At 67.0% G+C, this 13,148-nt stretch carries 14 protein-coding genes; 5 read left to right on the top strand and 9 right to left on the bottom strand.

Annotated elements, in window-relative coordinates:
* The first annotated feature begins 7 nt into the window (after positions 1-7).
* Positions 8-346, top strand: a complete 339-nt coding sequence (locus AB0I14_RS29440; RefSeq protein ID WP_358029602.1) for a hypothetical protein — start codon at positions 8-10, stop codon at positions 344-346.
* Between the two features lie 87 nt (positions 347-433).
* Here AB0I14_RS29440 and ilvC read toward each other — a convergent pair whose 3' ends face one another.
* The 3 genes from ilvC to AB0I14_RS29425 all read right to left on the bottom strand — a co-directional run bounded on the left by ilvC (position 434) and on the right by AB0I14_RS29425 (position 3,877).
* Positions 434-1,435 carry a ketol-acid reductoisomerase gene (gene ilvC / locus AB0I14_RS29435; protein WP_210115643.1) on the bottom strand — a complete coding sequence of 334 codons (1,002 nt, stop codon included), beginning with the start codon at positions 1,433-1,435 and terminating at the stop codon, positions 434-436.
* A gap of 67 nt (positions 1,436-1,502) precedes the next feature.
* Positions 1,503-2,015, bottom strand: a complete 513-nt coding sequence (ilvN, locus tag AB0I14_RS29430) for an acetolactate synthase small subunit (RefSeq protein WP_044517446.1) — start codon at positions 2,013-2,015, stop codon at positions 1,503-1,505.
* Positions 2,015-3,877: an acetolactate synthase large subunit gene (locus AB0I14_RS29425; protein WP_358029599.1), complete on the bottom strand. Its 1,863-nt coding sequence runs from the start codon at positions 3,875-3,877 to the stop codon at positions 2,015-2,017. Before AB0I14_RS29425 ends, ilvN begins: the two co-directional genes overlap by 1 nt.
* Positions 3,878-4,243: 366 nt before the next feature.
* Here AB0I14_RS29425 and AB0I14_RS29420 point away from each other — a divergent pair, with 366 nt between their 5' ends.
* Positions 4,244-4,585, top strand: coding sequence for a PH domain-containing protein (locus AB0I14_RS29420; RefSeq protein WP_358029905.1), 342 nt, complete (start codon positions 4,244-4,246; stop codon positions 4,583-4,585).
* A 25-nt stretch (positions 4,586-4,610) separates the two neighbouring features.
* Here AB0I14_RS29420 and AB0I14_RS29415 read toward each other — a convergent pair whose 3' ends face one another.
* On the bottom strand, positions 4,611-5,453 hold the full coding sequence (locus tag AB0I14_RS29415) for a DoxX family protein (RefSeq protein WP_358029596.1): 843 nt from the start codon (positions 5,451-5,453) through the stop codon (positions 4,611-4,613).
* Positions 5,454-5,589: 136 nt separating this feature from the next.
* Between AB0I14_RS29415 and AB0I14_RS29410 the strand changes: the two genes are divergently transcribed.
* Together AB0I14_RS29410 and AB0I14_RS29405 are read left to right on the top strand one after the other, a co-directional pair.
* Positions 5,590-6,711 (top strand): PQQ-dependent sugar dehydrogenase, encoded by a 1,122-nt coding sequence (locus AB0I14_RS29410; RefSeq protein WP_358029592.1) that lies wholly within the window; start codon positions 5,590-5,592, stop codon positions 6,709-6,711.
* Between the two features lie 131 nt (positions 6,712-6,842).
* Positions 6,843-7,472, top strand: a complete 630-nt coding sequence (locus tag AB0I14_RS29405) for a helix-turn-helix domain-containing protein (RefSeq protein ID WP_358029589.1) — start codon at positions 6,843-6,845, stop codon at positions 7,470-7,472.
* Between the two features lie 9 nt (positions 7,473-7,481).
* Here the strand turns inward: AB0I14_RS29405 and gatB are convergent, their stop codons facing one another.
* The gene (gatB, locus tag AB0I14_RS29400) at positions 7,482-8,993 is read right to left on the bottom strand and encodes an Asp-tRNA(Asn)/Glu-tRNA(Gln) amidotransferase subunit GatB (RefSeq protein WP_358029586.1); all 1,512 of its coding nucleotides are present in this window, start codon (positions 8,991-8,993) and stop codon (positions 7,482-7,484) included.
* A 26-nt stretch (positions 8,994-9,019) separates the two neighbouring features.
* Positions 9,020-9,493 carry a MarR family transcriptional regulator gene (locus AB0I14_RS29395; protein ID WP_358029582.1) on the bottom strand — a complete coding sequence of 158 codons (474 nt, stop codon included), beginning with the start codon at positions 9,491-9,493 and terminating at the stop codon, positions 9,020-9,022.
* A gap of 74 nt (positions 9,494-9,567) precedes the next feature.
* Between AB0I14_RS29395 and AB0I14_RS29390 the strand changes: the two genes are divergently transcribed.
* The gene (locus tag AB0I14_RS29390) at positions 9,568-10,260 is read left to right on the top strand and encodes an NAD(P)H-binding protein (protein WP_358029578.1); all 693 of its coding nucleotides are present in this window, start codon (positions 9,568-9,570) and stop codon (positions 10,258-10,260) included.
* A gap of 6 nt (positions 10,261-10,266) precedes the next feature.
* Here AB0I14_RS29390 and AB0I14_RS29385 read toward each other — a convergent pair whose 3' ends face one another.
* Genes AB0I14_RS29385 through gatC form a run of 3 tightly spaced genes read right to left on the bottom strand, consistent with a single transcriptional unit; the run spans position 10,267 to position 13,139 of the window.
* Positions 10,267-11,298, bottom strand: coding sequence for an ATP-dependent 6-phosphofructokinase (locus AB0I14_RS29385; RefSeq protein ID WP_358029575.1), 1,032 nt, complete (start codon positions 11,296-11,298; stop codon positions 10,267-10,269).
* 54 nt (positions 11,299-11,352) lie between these two features.
* Positions 11,353-12,834 (bottom strand): Asp-tRNA(Asn)/Glu-tRNA(Gln) amidotransferase subunit GatA, encoded by a 1,482-nt coding sequence (gatA, locus tag AB0I14_RS29380; RefSeq protein WP_358029572.1) that lies wholly within the window; start codon positions 12,832-12,834, stop codon positions 11,353-11,355.
* A 5-nt stretch (positions 12,835-12,839) separates the two neighbouring features.
* Positions 12,840-13,139 (bottom strand): Asp-tRNA(Asn)/Glu-tRNA(Gln) amidotransferase subunit GatC, encoded by a 300-nt coding sequence (gatC, locus tag AB0I14_RS29375; protein WP_358029570.1) that lies wholly within the window; start codon positions 13,137-13,139, stop codon positions 12,840-12,842.
* Positions 13,140-13,148: the final 9 nt, after the last annotated feature.

Raw genomic sequence — 13,148 nt, 5'->3', positions numbered from 1 at the left:
TTGAGCGGTGAACTCTGGCATCGCACGCTTGGTGGGTTCCGTCCCGCACACCGACCCGGTCATGAAGTTGTTCGCGGTGGGCGACCTGGACCTCTATCACGTGAGCCCGCCACTGTGCGGCTACAACGTCGTCGCCGCGTCACAACAGCTGTGGGCAATGCGCGCGCAGTGCATCTACCCGGACGGCCGGATCGAGCCGCCGGAGCCCGACGATCCGGTGTCGACCGAACTCTACGGAGTGGTCGGCGAAGGGCTGCAGATCGACAGCACCGAGAAGCTCCCGGGCAGCGCCGACGGCCGAAGTGTGGCCCGCACACTGGCCGCGATCGGCTACACGATCACCTGAAGACGCCGGCCCAAAAATGCCGAAAGGCCAGTTACTGCACGCTTTTTCAAAAGCTCGCGTGCAATAACTGGCCAGTCGGTGCGAAAATCAGGCCGTTTCGGTGATCGGCCGGTCGACCCAGCTCATCAGGTCGCGCAGCTGCTTACCGGTGACCTCGATCGGGTGCTCGGCGTTGGCCTTGCGCAGCGCCTCGAGCTCCTTGTTGCCGCCCTCGACGTTGGCGACCAGGCGCTTCACGAAGGTGCCGTCCTGGATGTCGGTCAGGATGTCGCGCATGCGCTGCTTGGTGTCGGCGTCGATGACCCGCGGACCCGACAGGTAGCCACCGAACTCCGCGGTGTCGGACACCGAGTAGTTCATGCGGGCGATGCCACCCTCGTACATCAGGTCGACGATGAGCTTGAGCTCGTGCAGCACCTCGAAGTAGGCCATCTCCGGGGCGTAGCCCGCCTCGACCATGACCTCGAAGCCGGCCTTGACCAGCTCTTCGGTGCCGCCGCACAGCACGGCCTGCTCACCGAACAGGTCGGTCTCGGTCTCTTCCTTGAAAGTGGTCTTGATGACGCCGGCGCGGGCACCGCCGATGGCGGCGGCGTAAGACAGCGCGAGGGCCTGGCCCTCACCCTTGGGGTCCTGGTCGACGGCGATCAGGCAGGGCACACCCTTGCCGTCGACGAACTGGCGACGCACCAGGTGGCCGGGGCCCTTGGGGGCGACCATGCCGACGGTGACGTTGGCCGGGGCCTTGATCAGGCCGAAGTGGATGTTGAGGCCGTGGCCGAAGAACAGCGCGTTGCCGTCCTCCAGGTTGGGCTCGATGTCGTTCTTGAAGATCTCGGCCTGAGCGGTGTCGGGCGCCAGCACCATGATCACGTCGGCCCACTTGGCCACCTCGGCCGGGGTGTCGACCTCAAGGCCCTGCTCCTCGACCTTGACGCGGGACTTCGAGCCCTCTTTCAGGCCGACCTTGACCTGCACACCCGAGTCGCGCAGCGACAGCGAATGGGCGTGCCCCTGGCTGCCGTAGCCGATGACGGCGACCTTGCGACCCTGGATGATCGACAGGTCCGCGTCGGCGTCGTAAAACATCTCAACTGCCATGCGAAATTTTCCTTCTCTTTCTAGCTCTACAGCCGACTAACGCTACTTGACGTGCTTACTTCACTGCGCTGATACCACGCGGCCCGCGCGAGACCGACACCATGCCCGATTGTGCGATCTCACGGATACCGTAGGGCTCCAGGACCCGCAGCAGGGCCTCCAGCTTCTCCGCCGTGCCCGTCGCCTCGACCGTCAGGGACTCGGTCGAAACATCGACGACCTTGGCGCGGAACAGGTTCACCGCTTCGATGACCTGGCCGCGGTTGGTCGCGTCGGCGCGCACCTTGATCAAGGCGAGCTCGCGGGAGACCGAGCTGTCGTCCTCCTGCTCGACGATCTTGATCACGTTGATCAGCTTGTTGAGCTGCTTGGTGATCTGCTCCAGCGGCGATTCCTCGACACTGACCACGATCGTCATCCGCGACATGTGCTTCTGTTCGGTGGCACCAACCGCCAGGGACTGGATGTTGTAGCCACGACGAGAGAACAGCGTGGCCACCCGGGCGAGAACGCCGGGCTTGTCCTCGACCAGCACGGACAGGGTGTGAGTGGGGGTGGTGTTGCTCATCAGGCATGCCCCTCGTCGTCGTTCTCGTCGAACAGCGGCCGGATGTCCCGGGCCGCCATGATCTCGTCGTTGCTGGTGCCGGCGGCGACCATCGGCCACACCTGCGCGTCGGCACCGACGACGAAGTCGATGACCACCGGGCGGTCGTTGATGGCCCGGGCCTGGTTGATGACGTCCTCGACATCCTCGGCCCGCTCGCAGCGCAGCCCCACGCAACCCAGCGCCTCGGCCAGCTTCACGAAGTCAGGGATACGCCGGCTGTGCGTCGCCAGATCGGTCTGGCTGTAACGCTGGTCGTAGAACAGCGTCTGCCACTGCCGCACCATGCCCAGGTTGCCGTTGTTGATCAACGCCACCTTGATCGGCGCACCCTCGATGGCGCAGGTGGCCAGCTCCTGGTTGGTCATCTGGAAGCAGCCGTCGCCGTCGATGGCCCACACCTCGGCCTCGGGGCGTGCGAACTTGGCGCCCATGGCCGCCGGGACGGCGAAGCCCATGGTGCCCAGACCACCCGAGTTCAGCCAGGTCTTGGGGTTCTCGTACTTGACGAACTGCGCGGCCCACATCTGGTGCTGGCCCACACCGGCGACATAGATCGCCTCGGGTCCGGCGATCTGGCCCAGCTTCTCGATGACGTACTCGGGGCTCAGGCTGCCGTCACTCTGCGGGCCGTAGCTCAGCGGGTAGGTCGACTTGAGGTTGGTCAGGTACTCCCACCAGCTGTCCATTTTCAGTGCGGCACTGGTGGTTCCGTCGCGGCGCAGCACCTCGATGAGGTCGGTGATGACCGCCTTGACGTCGCCGACGATCGGCACATCGGCGTGCCGGTTCTTGCCGATCTCGGCAGGGTCGATGTCGGCGTGGATCACCTTGGCGTCCGGGGCGAAGGACGACAGTTGCCCGGTCACCCGGTCGTCGAATCGGGTGCCCAGCGCGATCAGCAGATCGCTCTTCTGCAGCGCGCCCACCGCGGCCACGGTGCCGTGCATACCCGGCATGCCCAGGTTCTGCGGGTGGCTGTCGGGGAATGCGCCGCGGGCCATCAGTGTGGTGACGACCGGGATGCCGGTCAGCTCGGCCAGTTCGAGCAGTTCCGCACTGGCCTCACCGCGGATGACACCGCCGCCGACGTAGAGCACCGGCTTGCGCGCCGCGGCGATCAGCTTGGCGGCCTCACGCACCTGACGGCTGTGCGGTTTGGTGTTCGGCTTGTAGCCGGGCAGGTCCATCTGCGGCGGCCACGCGAAGGTGCACTGGCCCTGCAGGACGTCCTTGGGGATGTCGACGAGCACCGCGCCCGGGCGCCCCGAGCGGGCGATGTGGAACGCCTCGGCCATCACCTGGGCGATGTCGTCACCGTTGCGCACCAGGAAGTTGTGCTTGGTGATCGGCATGGTGATGCCGGAGATGTCGGCTTCCTGGAAGGCGTCGGTGCCGATCAGACTGCGGCCCACCTGCCCGGTGATGGCCACCACCGGGATGGAGTCCATCTGGGCATCGGCCAGCGGGGTGACCAGGTTGGTCGCGCCGGGGCCCGACGTCGCCATCATCACGCCGACCTTGCCGGTGGCATGCGCATAGCCGCTGGCTGCGTGGCCGGCGCCCTGCTCATGCCGGACCAGCACGTGCCGCAGCTTCTGCGAGTCGAACAGCGGGTCGTAGACCGGCAGCACGGCGCCACCGGGGATGCCGAAGACGACGTCGACACCGAGCTCTTCCAGCGACCGGACGACCGCCTGGGCGCCGGTGAGCTGCTGCGGTGCAACCCGATTGGGCTGTCCCGAATCTGATTTGGCGTTGCCTGCGCCGCTGGCAGGCGCGGTTCCCGACCGGGCTGGCGGTCGCGTTGTCGGTGCGCTCACGATGTCCTCTTCACGGTTTGCGTCACATTCCTCTTCAGGAAGTTTCAATTTTCATTGATTCCGGCGCGCTTGTTGGGCAAATAAAAAACCCCCGTCAGCCGGTAGCTGTACGAGGGTGGCGCGTCGATGCGGTTGCTATGCCCGGCAGAGGGCTAGCGCGGCATCAACGCGCCAACCAATTACTACGAGCAATCCGGGGGTCTGCATAGCACCTGACGGTAGCTGCCGTACAGGTTAAAGGTCAAATTGGTTCAGCACGGGGCCGGACACCCGGTGAGGCCGGCGGGGCGGCCCTCCAGGTGGTGCAAGGATGAACACGTGAGCGCACGATCGGCAACCTCCCCTGTCGTCATCCGGATATCGCCCATGGCGCACCTGGCGGTCGGATTCCTGACGCTCGGCCTGCTGACGCTGGTTCTGAGCAATCCGACTTGGTTCTCGGTGCTGCTGGTGATCCCGATCGCGTTGTCGGCGGCCGTCATCCGGTACCGCACGACCGCTGATGCCGTCACCGTCACCGCGCGGTCGCTGACTCGCAGCCGCACGGTGTCATGGACGGATATCAAGGGACTGCGATTCGACCGGTCGTCGTGGGCGATTGCAGATTTGAACGACGGGACCGACCTACGCCTGCCTGCCGTGACGTTCGCAACATTGCCGTTGCTCACCGAGGTGAGTGGCGGCCGCGTACCGAATCCGTACGCCTGACAGTTCAACGACGTTCGGCGCCGCCTCAACCGAGGGGGTTGCCGCCGTTGAGCAGCACCCAGATGGCGATGCCGCCGGCCACGCCGAGCACCAGTGCCACGAAGGATCCGACGAAGGGGCGCCGGGCCCAGCCGCGGCCGGCGTCGAATCCGTAGCGACCCGGCCCGGTCAGGATGATCGCGGCCGCGGCGACGACGACGATCAACCGGTATTCGGTGCCGTCGGTGATGACTTCCGCAAGGCGGGCCTGCTCGTGGGCCGCCATCGCCGTGGCCAGCACGCCGTTGATCAGGTAGGCCAGCGCGCCGGCCGCCGCGATGGGGGTGAACAACCCGAGAACCAGCAGCACGCCTGCGGCGATCTGTCCTCCGGTGGCCGCGTAGGTCAGGATGTCGGCGTTCTTGAAGCCCATCTCGTCCAGCGATGAGTTGAACCCGTCCAGCCCTGGGCCGCCCCACCAGCCGAAGGCCTTCTGCAGGCCGTGGATGATCATCAGCCCGCCCAGCGCCACGCGCAGGATCAGTAGGCCGAAGTCCTGGGTGCCGCGTCGGCCGGCTGCCCGGACGCGGTCATCGATGAACTCGTCGCGCTCGATCTCGGCCGGTTCGGCCGCGAAGGTGCCCATCGGAGCGGGCCCGCCGGATTGCACGTACGGCAGCGGCTCCGGGTCGGAGACCAGGCTGAACGCCGACTGGTCGCCTGATTTCGAGTCGTAGCGGGGAATCGCGGTGGTCTCGAAGTCGCCGCCGTACGTTTCCGACGGCAGGTCGTCTTCGGGATCGACCAGGCTGGCCCCGGCCGGCCTGGCGGAATCGTCCGAGTAACCCGGTCGTTGCCAGGCTTGTGGGTCCTGTGAGTGGCTGGTCACAGCTGCCAGAGTAAGTGCAAGTCGGGTCCGATCCGGGTATTTACCCCGGCGCTTCCGCCTGGTATCGACCTGCTACCGGGACGACGCGCGGTCCCGACGTGGCGCGCACCGCCGAGCAATCCGTAATCTTGCGGGCATGAAATCGCGCCGGCGGATGACGGGGGTGGCCGCCGTTCTGTGTGCCGCGATGCTTGTCGGGTCGGGCTGTGCCCGATTCGACGCGGCCCAGTCCGAACCTTTCACTACTGAGCCCAAGATGGCACCTGGGCCGACCACGACTCCGCCGCCGCCGCCACCGCTGCCGGCCAAGCCGTTCCCCAAGGAATGCAAGGCGACGGGTGTGATGCAGGGCTGCCTGGACAGCACCAGCGGATTGATCATGCTGCCCGACAGCCAGTCCGCCCTGGTCGCCGAGCGGCTCACCGGCGCGGTCAAGCAGGTGTCGGTGAAAGCCGAACCGAAGGTCAAAGTGATGATCCCGGTGGATCCGTCGGGCGACGGCGGCCTGATGGACATCGTGTTGTCGCCGACCTACGGCCAGGACCGGCTGATGTACGCCTACGTGAGCACGCCGACCGACAACCGGGTGATCCGCATCGCCGACGGCGACGTGCCGAAGCCGATTCTCACCGGCATCCCCAAGGGCGCCGGCGGCAATATGGGGTCGTTGACCTTCACCAGCAAGACCACCCTGTTGGTGCAGACCGGGGATGCGGGTGATCCGGCACTGGCCGCCGATCCCGGGTCGCTGGCCGGCAAGGTGCTGCGCATCGAGCAGCCCACCACCGTCAACCAGGCCCCGGTCACCACGGCGCTCAGCGGCCTTGGGGCCGCCGGCGCCATGTGTGTCGATGCGTCGGACGGCTCGCTCTACGTCACCGACCGCACTCCGAGCGCCGATCGGCTGCAGCGGATCACCAAGGATTCCAAGGTGTCTACGGTGTGGACCTGGCCGGACCGACCCGGCGTCGCCGGCTGCGCCGCCCTGGAGGGCACGGTGTTAGTCAACCTGGTCAACTCCAAGAAGACCGTCGCAGTGCGACTGGCACCTGACACCGGCGCCGTCACCGGCGACCCGGAGGTGGTGCGGGAGAACGTGCGCGGGCATGCGTGGGCCTTGCAGCTCTCGCCCGACGGCAACGTGTGGGGGGCGACTGTGAACCGGACCGCCGGAGATGCCGAAAGCTTCGACGATGTCGTCTTCCCACTGTTCCCGCAGGGCGGCGGCTTCCCGCGGAGCAATGCCGACAACACCTGAGGCACAAGACTTTTCAACGTAGATCGGCCGCCCGGACGCCGCTCGGGACATTCGTCCGGACGTGGCGATATGAATACAAAAACGGCGCGGTGCGCATCACGGTCCGATAACGATGACGTAACATTGTCCGGGTGCCTGACCGCCAGCGCCGCAGATATGCTCCGCGGCTACCGCGTGCAGAACGCCGCGAGCAACTGCTTGACGCAGCTTTGACCGTGCTCCACGACTGCCCCCTGCACGAGCTGACGATGGAGGCAGTCGCCGAGGCCGGCGGCGTCGGAAAACCCGTCCTCTATACCGCGTTCCGGACACGCACCGAGCTGGTGACCGCGTTGCTCATCCGCGAGCATCAGCACGGACTGAGCCAGGTCCTGACCACCCTGCCCAAAAATCTTTCGGTAACCGGACCGGCAGACGCCTACACCGCAACCGTCACCGGTTTCCTGCGCTGCGTGTTGGAGCACCCGGCGCGCTGGCGGCTCATCCTCACGGTGCCCGACAGCGCTCCGCGGGACTTTCATGCGGCGGTCCGCAACGCCCGCAACCAGATCCTCGCGCAGATCGAGCAAATGGCAAAAGCGGGCATAGCGGTGGATCCCCGACTTTCCGCACTGGATCCCGAGCTTCTCGGCCACACCTTGCTGTCCTTCGCCGAGATGCTCGGCCGCCTGGCGGTGCACGACCCGGCCAGCTACCCGCGCGAACGGCTCGAACAATATGCGACTGCGGCGATGACGATGTTCGCCCGCACGGTGAGCTGACGGGCGGGCTTACCCGCTCTGGCCGCAGGCGGCCAGGACCAATTCGCGAACCCTGGCCGCGTCGGCCGAGCCCTTGGTCGCCTTCATCACCGCGCCGACGATCGCCCCGGCGGCCTGGATCTTGCCGCCGCGGATCTTGTCCGCGACGTCGGAGTTGGCCGCCAGCGCCTCGTCCACGGCAGCCTGGATCACCGAGTCGTCGCGTACGAGCGCCAGCCCCCGGTCGGTCATCACCTGCTCGGGTTCACCCTCACCGGCCAGCACTCCCTCGATGACCTGGCGGGCCAGCTTGTTGGACAGCTTGCCCTCGTCGACGAGTTTGACCACGGCGGCCACCTGGGCCGGCGTGATCTGCAACGCCTCGAGCTCAACCTCGGACTCATTCGCCTTCTGCACCAGGAAGTTGCCCCACCAGGCGCGGGCAGCCTCACTGGAGGCGCCTTGCTCGACGGTAGCGGCCACCAACTCCACCGCACCGGCGTTGACCAGGTCGCGCATCACCTCGTCGGAGATGCCCCAGTCCTGCTGAATCCGCTTGCGCGCCAACCACGGCAGCTCAGGGATGGTCTCGCGCAGGCGTTCGACGAGCTCTGCGGCGGGGGCGACGGGCTCAAGGTCGGGCTCGGGAAAGTACCGGTAGTCCTCCGCGGTCTCCTTGCTGCGGCCGGGCGACGTGTAGCCGTCCTCGTGGAAATGCCGCGTCTCCTGGGTGACCGTGCCGCCGGAATTGAGAACCGCTGCCTGACGGCGCATCTCGTACCGGACCGCCACCTCGACGCTCTTGAGTGAGTTCACGTTCTTGGTCTCGGTGCGGGTACCGAACTCGGTGGCCCCAACCTGCTTGAGGGACAGGTTCGAGTCGCACCGCATCGATCCCTGGTCCATCCGCACATCCGATACACCCAAGCCGCGCAGCAGGTCTCGCAGTGCCGTGACATAGGCGCGGGCGATCTCCGGTGCCCGTGCCCCGGTCCCCTCGATGGGCCTGGTGACGATCTCGACGAGCGGAACGCCGGCACGGTTGAAGTCGGCCAGCGAGGTCGTCGCGCCCGAGATGCGGCCGGTGTCGCTGCCCAAATGGGTCAGCTTGCCGGTGTCCTCCTCCATGTGAGCGCGCTCGATCTCCACGCGGAAGGTGGTGCCGTCGTCGAGCGGCACGTCGAGATAACCGTTGACCGCGATCGGCTCGTCGTACTGCGAGATCTGGTAGTTCTTCGGCTGGTCGGGGTAGAAGTAGTTCTTCCGGGCGAACCGGCCCCACGGCGCGATGTCGCAGTTGAGCGCCAGGCCGATGCGGATCGCCGACTCGACCGCCGCCTCGTTGAGCACCGGCAGCGAGCCGGGCAGGCCCAGACATACCGGGCAGACGAGCGTGTTGGGCTCGGCGCCGAACTGGTTGGCGCAGCCGCAGAACATCTTGGTGGCCGTGGACAGCTCGACGTGTACCTCCATGCCCATCACGGGCTCGTAGGCGGCGATGACGTCGTCGTAGTCAACGAGTTCAGCGGTAGCGACAGACATGCTGTCGATCCTAGTTGGGCCTCGGATCAGGTCAGTCCGGGGTGGACGCCAGGGATCAGGCCGGCCGCGGCCGACAGTCGGCGCAGCATGTGCCGCAGCGCGGCCCGTTCATCGTCGGACAGCGACGCGGTCACCTCGTCCTCGAGTGCACGGCCTGCGGAGTCGAGGGCCGGGACCAACTCGCGCGCCCGCCCGGTCAGAGATACAGCGAATGCCCGGCGGTCCTCGGGATGCGGCCGGCGTTCGACGAGCCCCTCGGCTTCCAGGGTGTCGATCAGCGTGACCATGACATTGCGGTGCAGGCCGAGACGCTCGCACAGTTCGCGCTGCGACTGCCCGTCGGCACCGGCCAGCGCCAGCAGAACCGCGGTGGCCCGGGGATGCAGGCCCAGCGGTTCCAGCCTCGCCTTGAAGCCATCGGCCACATACGCGCCGAGTTGGGACAGCAGGAACGGTATGCGCTCGTCGAGAGCGGACACGCCGGTCGGTTCCTCAGCCACGATGCGAACACTAGCACTGTTGGTGATTGTCATATAGCGTGATTGTCACTATTAGTGACTAATTGGGAGGCAACATGCGACTCGCCATCTTCGGCGCCAACGGGGCAACCGGACGTCTGCTCACCCGTCGAGCCCTCGACGCCGGCCACAGTGTCGTGGCGGTCACCCGCCACCCCGAGGCGTTCCCCGTCACCGGCGCAGGGCTCACGGTGGCCGAGGCCGACGTGCGCGACGCGGACGCGGTCACCGCCGCAGTCGACGGCGCCGACGCGGTGCTGTCCGCCCTGGGCGTCACGTTCACCATGGATGCCGTCGATACGTATTCGGTCGGCGTGGGCAACATCGTCGCGGCGATGCACCGGACCGGGGTCGAGAGGTTGGCCGTCGTGAGTTCCACCGCGATCGCCGACTACCCCGGCCGGACCGATACGCCGTTCGCCCTGCGCGTGGTCCAGCCCGTGATCAGTCGCATCTTCGGCAAGACCCTCTACGCCGACATGCGCCGGATGGAGGACATCGTGACCGGCAGCGGATTGGACTGGACGATCGTGCGGCCGTCCGGCCTGTTCGACCTGCCCGAGGTCACCGAATACATCGCCGGCCAGTGCGACCCGGTGGGCGCGTTCACCTCGCGCACCGATCTCGCCGACTACCTGCTGACGCTGGCCGAATCACCCGAAACCGGTGCTACCGTGACGATTTCGACGATAGTCGACACCCCGTCCATGTGGCAGCTGCTACGCCGCGAAGCGCTCAAGAGTGCATGACTCGGCCTAGCCGAAGAACTCCGCGGCGTCGTCATAACGGGACTGCGGTACCAGTTTGAGGTGGCGGGTCGCGTCGGCCAGCGATGCCCGGCCGATGTCCTGCCCCTGCAACGACACCATCATCCCGAACTCGCCGGCATGCGCGGCATCGGCCGCATTCACGCCGAACCGGGTGGCCAGCACCCGGTCGTAGGCCGTCGGGGTACCGCCGCGCTGCACGTGCCCCAGCACGGTCACCCGGACGTCCTTCTTGATCCGCTTCTCCACCTCGAACGCCAATTGTTGTGCCACACCGGTGAATTTCTCGTGCCCGAACTCGTCCATGCCGCCCTGGCGCAGCTGCATGGTGCCCTCGGCCGGCTTCGCCCCCTCGGCCACCACACAGATGAAGTGTGACGATCCGTGCTGGAACCGTTTCTTGACCAGCCGGCACACTTCCTCGACATCGAAGGGCTGCTCGGGGATCAAGGTCATGTGCGCACCTGAGGCCAGCCCGGCGTTCAGCGCGATCCAGCCCGCATGCCGGCCCATCACCTCGACCAGCATGACGCGCTGGTGCGATTCGGCGGTGCTGTGCAGCCGGTCGATGGCCTCGGTGGCCACCTGAAGGGCCGTGTCGTGGCCGAAAGTCACGTCCGTGCAGTCGATGTCGTTGTCAATGGTCTTCGGCACCCCGACCACCGGCACGTTCTCCTCTGACAACCAGTGCGCGGCAGTCAACGTGCCTTCACCGCCGATGGGGATCAACACGTCGATCCCGTTGTCTTCGAGGGTCTGCTTGATCTGGTCCAGGCCCGCCCGCAGCTTGTCGGGGTTGACCCGCGCGGTGCCCAACATGGTGCCGCCCTTGGCCAACAGCCGATCATTCCGATCGTCGTTGGCCAATTGGATACGACGATCCTCCAACAGGCCACGCCAGCCGTCGAGAAAACCGACCACCGACGAGCCGTAGCGCTGGTCGCAGGTACGCACCACCGCCCGGATCACCGCGTTCAGGCCAGGACAATCACCGCCGCCGGTGAGAACTCCGATGCGCATGCGCACCATCTTGCCCCGCCCGACACAACCGTGCCGGGGATAGGCCGTGACCGCCTACAACGCGCTGGGCAGCGGACCGCGGGCCGCCTCATAGGCAGCTCCGACGCGGTAGAGCCGGTCATCGGCCAGGGCCGGCGCCATGATCTGCAGACCGACCGGCAGTCCGTCGTCGGGTGACAGTCCCGACGGCACCGACATGCCGCAATGCCCGGCGAGGTTCAACGGCAGTGTGCACAGATCGAACAGGTACATGGCCAGCGGATCATCGACCTTCTCCCCCAGCCGGAACGCCGTCGTCGGCGTCGCCGGGGACACCAGCACGTCCACGCTCTGGTAGGCCTGCTCCAGGTCGCGGGCGATCAGCGTCCGCACCTTCTGCGCCTGGTTGTAGTAGGCGTCGTAGTAGCCCGCCGACAACGCGTAGGTGCCGATCATGATCCGGCGCTTGACCTCCGGCCCGAATCCGGCGGCCCGGGTCAACGCCATGACCTCCTCGGCACTGTGCGTGCCGTCGTCGCCGACGCGCAGCCCGAACCGCATTGCGTCGAACCGCGCCAGGTTGCTCGACACCTCCGACGGCAGGATCAGGTAGTAGGCATCCATCGCATGGTCGAAGTGCGGGCAGTCGACCTCGGTGACCTCGGCACCGAGCGCGGTCAGTTGGGCGACTGCGGCATTGAACGACTCCAGCACGCCCGGCTGGTATCCCTCACCGCGCAGCTGCTTGACCACACCGACGCGCACGCCCTTGAGATCGCCCGCCGCGCCGGCCCGGGCGGCACCGACCACATCGGGCACCGGGGCATCGACGGAGGTTGAGTCGCGCGGGTCATAACCGGCGATCACCTGGTGCAGCAGCGCGGTGTCGAGCACCGTGCGGGCACAAGGGCCGCCCTGGTCCAGCGACGACGCGCACGCGATCAGGCCGTAGCGCGAGACCGTGCCGTAGGTCGGCTTCACGCCGACGGTCGCGGTCAGCGCGGCCGGCTGACGGATCGACCCGCCGGTGTCGGTGCCGATGGCCAGCGGCGCCTGGAAAGCAGCGAGCGCCGCGGCGCTACCGCCGCCCGACCCGCCGGGCACCCGCTCGGTGTTCCACGGGTTACGCGTCGGTCCGTAGGCCGAGTTCTCCGTCGACGACCCCATGGCGAACTCGTCCATGTTCGTCTTGCCGAGGATCGGGATGCCTGCGGCGCGCAGCTTGGCGGTGACGGTCGCGTCATACGGCGAACGCCAACCTTCCAGGATCTTGGATCCCGCGGTGGTCGGCATATCGGTGGCGGTGAAGACGTCCTTGAGCGCCAGCGGCACCCCGGCCAGAGGCGAGGGCAACGTTTCACCGGCGGCCACGGCCGCGTCGATCCGGGCCGCCTCGGCCAGCGCCGAATCCGCCGCCACATGCAGGAAGGCGTTGAAGCGGTCGTCGGTCTCGGCGATCTGGTCCAGGTGGGCCTGGGTCACCTCGGTCGAGGAGACCTCCTTGGCCGCGATCTGGGCACCCAGGGTCGCCGCATCGCGACGGGTCAGCTCACTCATGCTCGTCATTCACCCTCTCCGAGAATCCGCGGCACGGCGAAGCGCCCGTCTTCGGCACGCGGCGCGGCGGCCAGCGCTTCCTCCTGCGTCAGGCACGGCACGACGACGTCAGGCCGGCTGACGTTGACGTCCTTGAGCGGGTTGTCCGTCGGTTCCACGCCGGTGACGTCGACGGACTGGATCTGGCTGACGTGGCCGAGGATGGCATCCAGCTGGCCGGCGTAACTGTCCAGTTCTTCGTCGGTCAGCGCCAGACGCGCCAGACGCGCCAGATGGGCAACCTCGTCTCGGGAGATCTTCGACACGACAAAGCA

Source organism: Mycobacterium sp. NPDC050441, from assembly GCF_040655355.1.
In the GTDB taxonomy this organism is placed as follows: Bacteria; Actinomycetota; Actinomycetes; order Mycobacteriales; family Mycobacteriaceae; genus Mycobacterium.
This window is presented reverse-complemented; position numbering and strand designations above follow the sequence as displayed.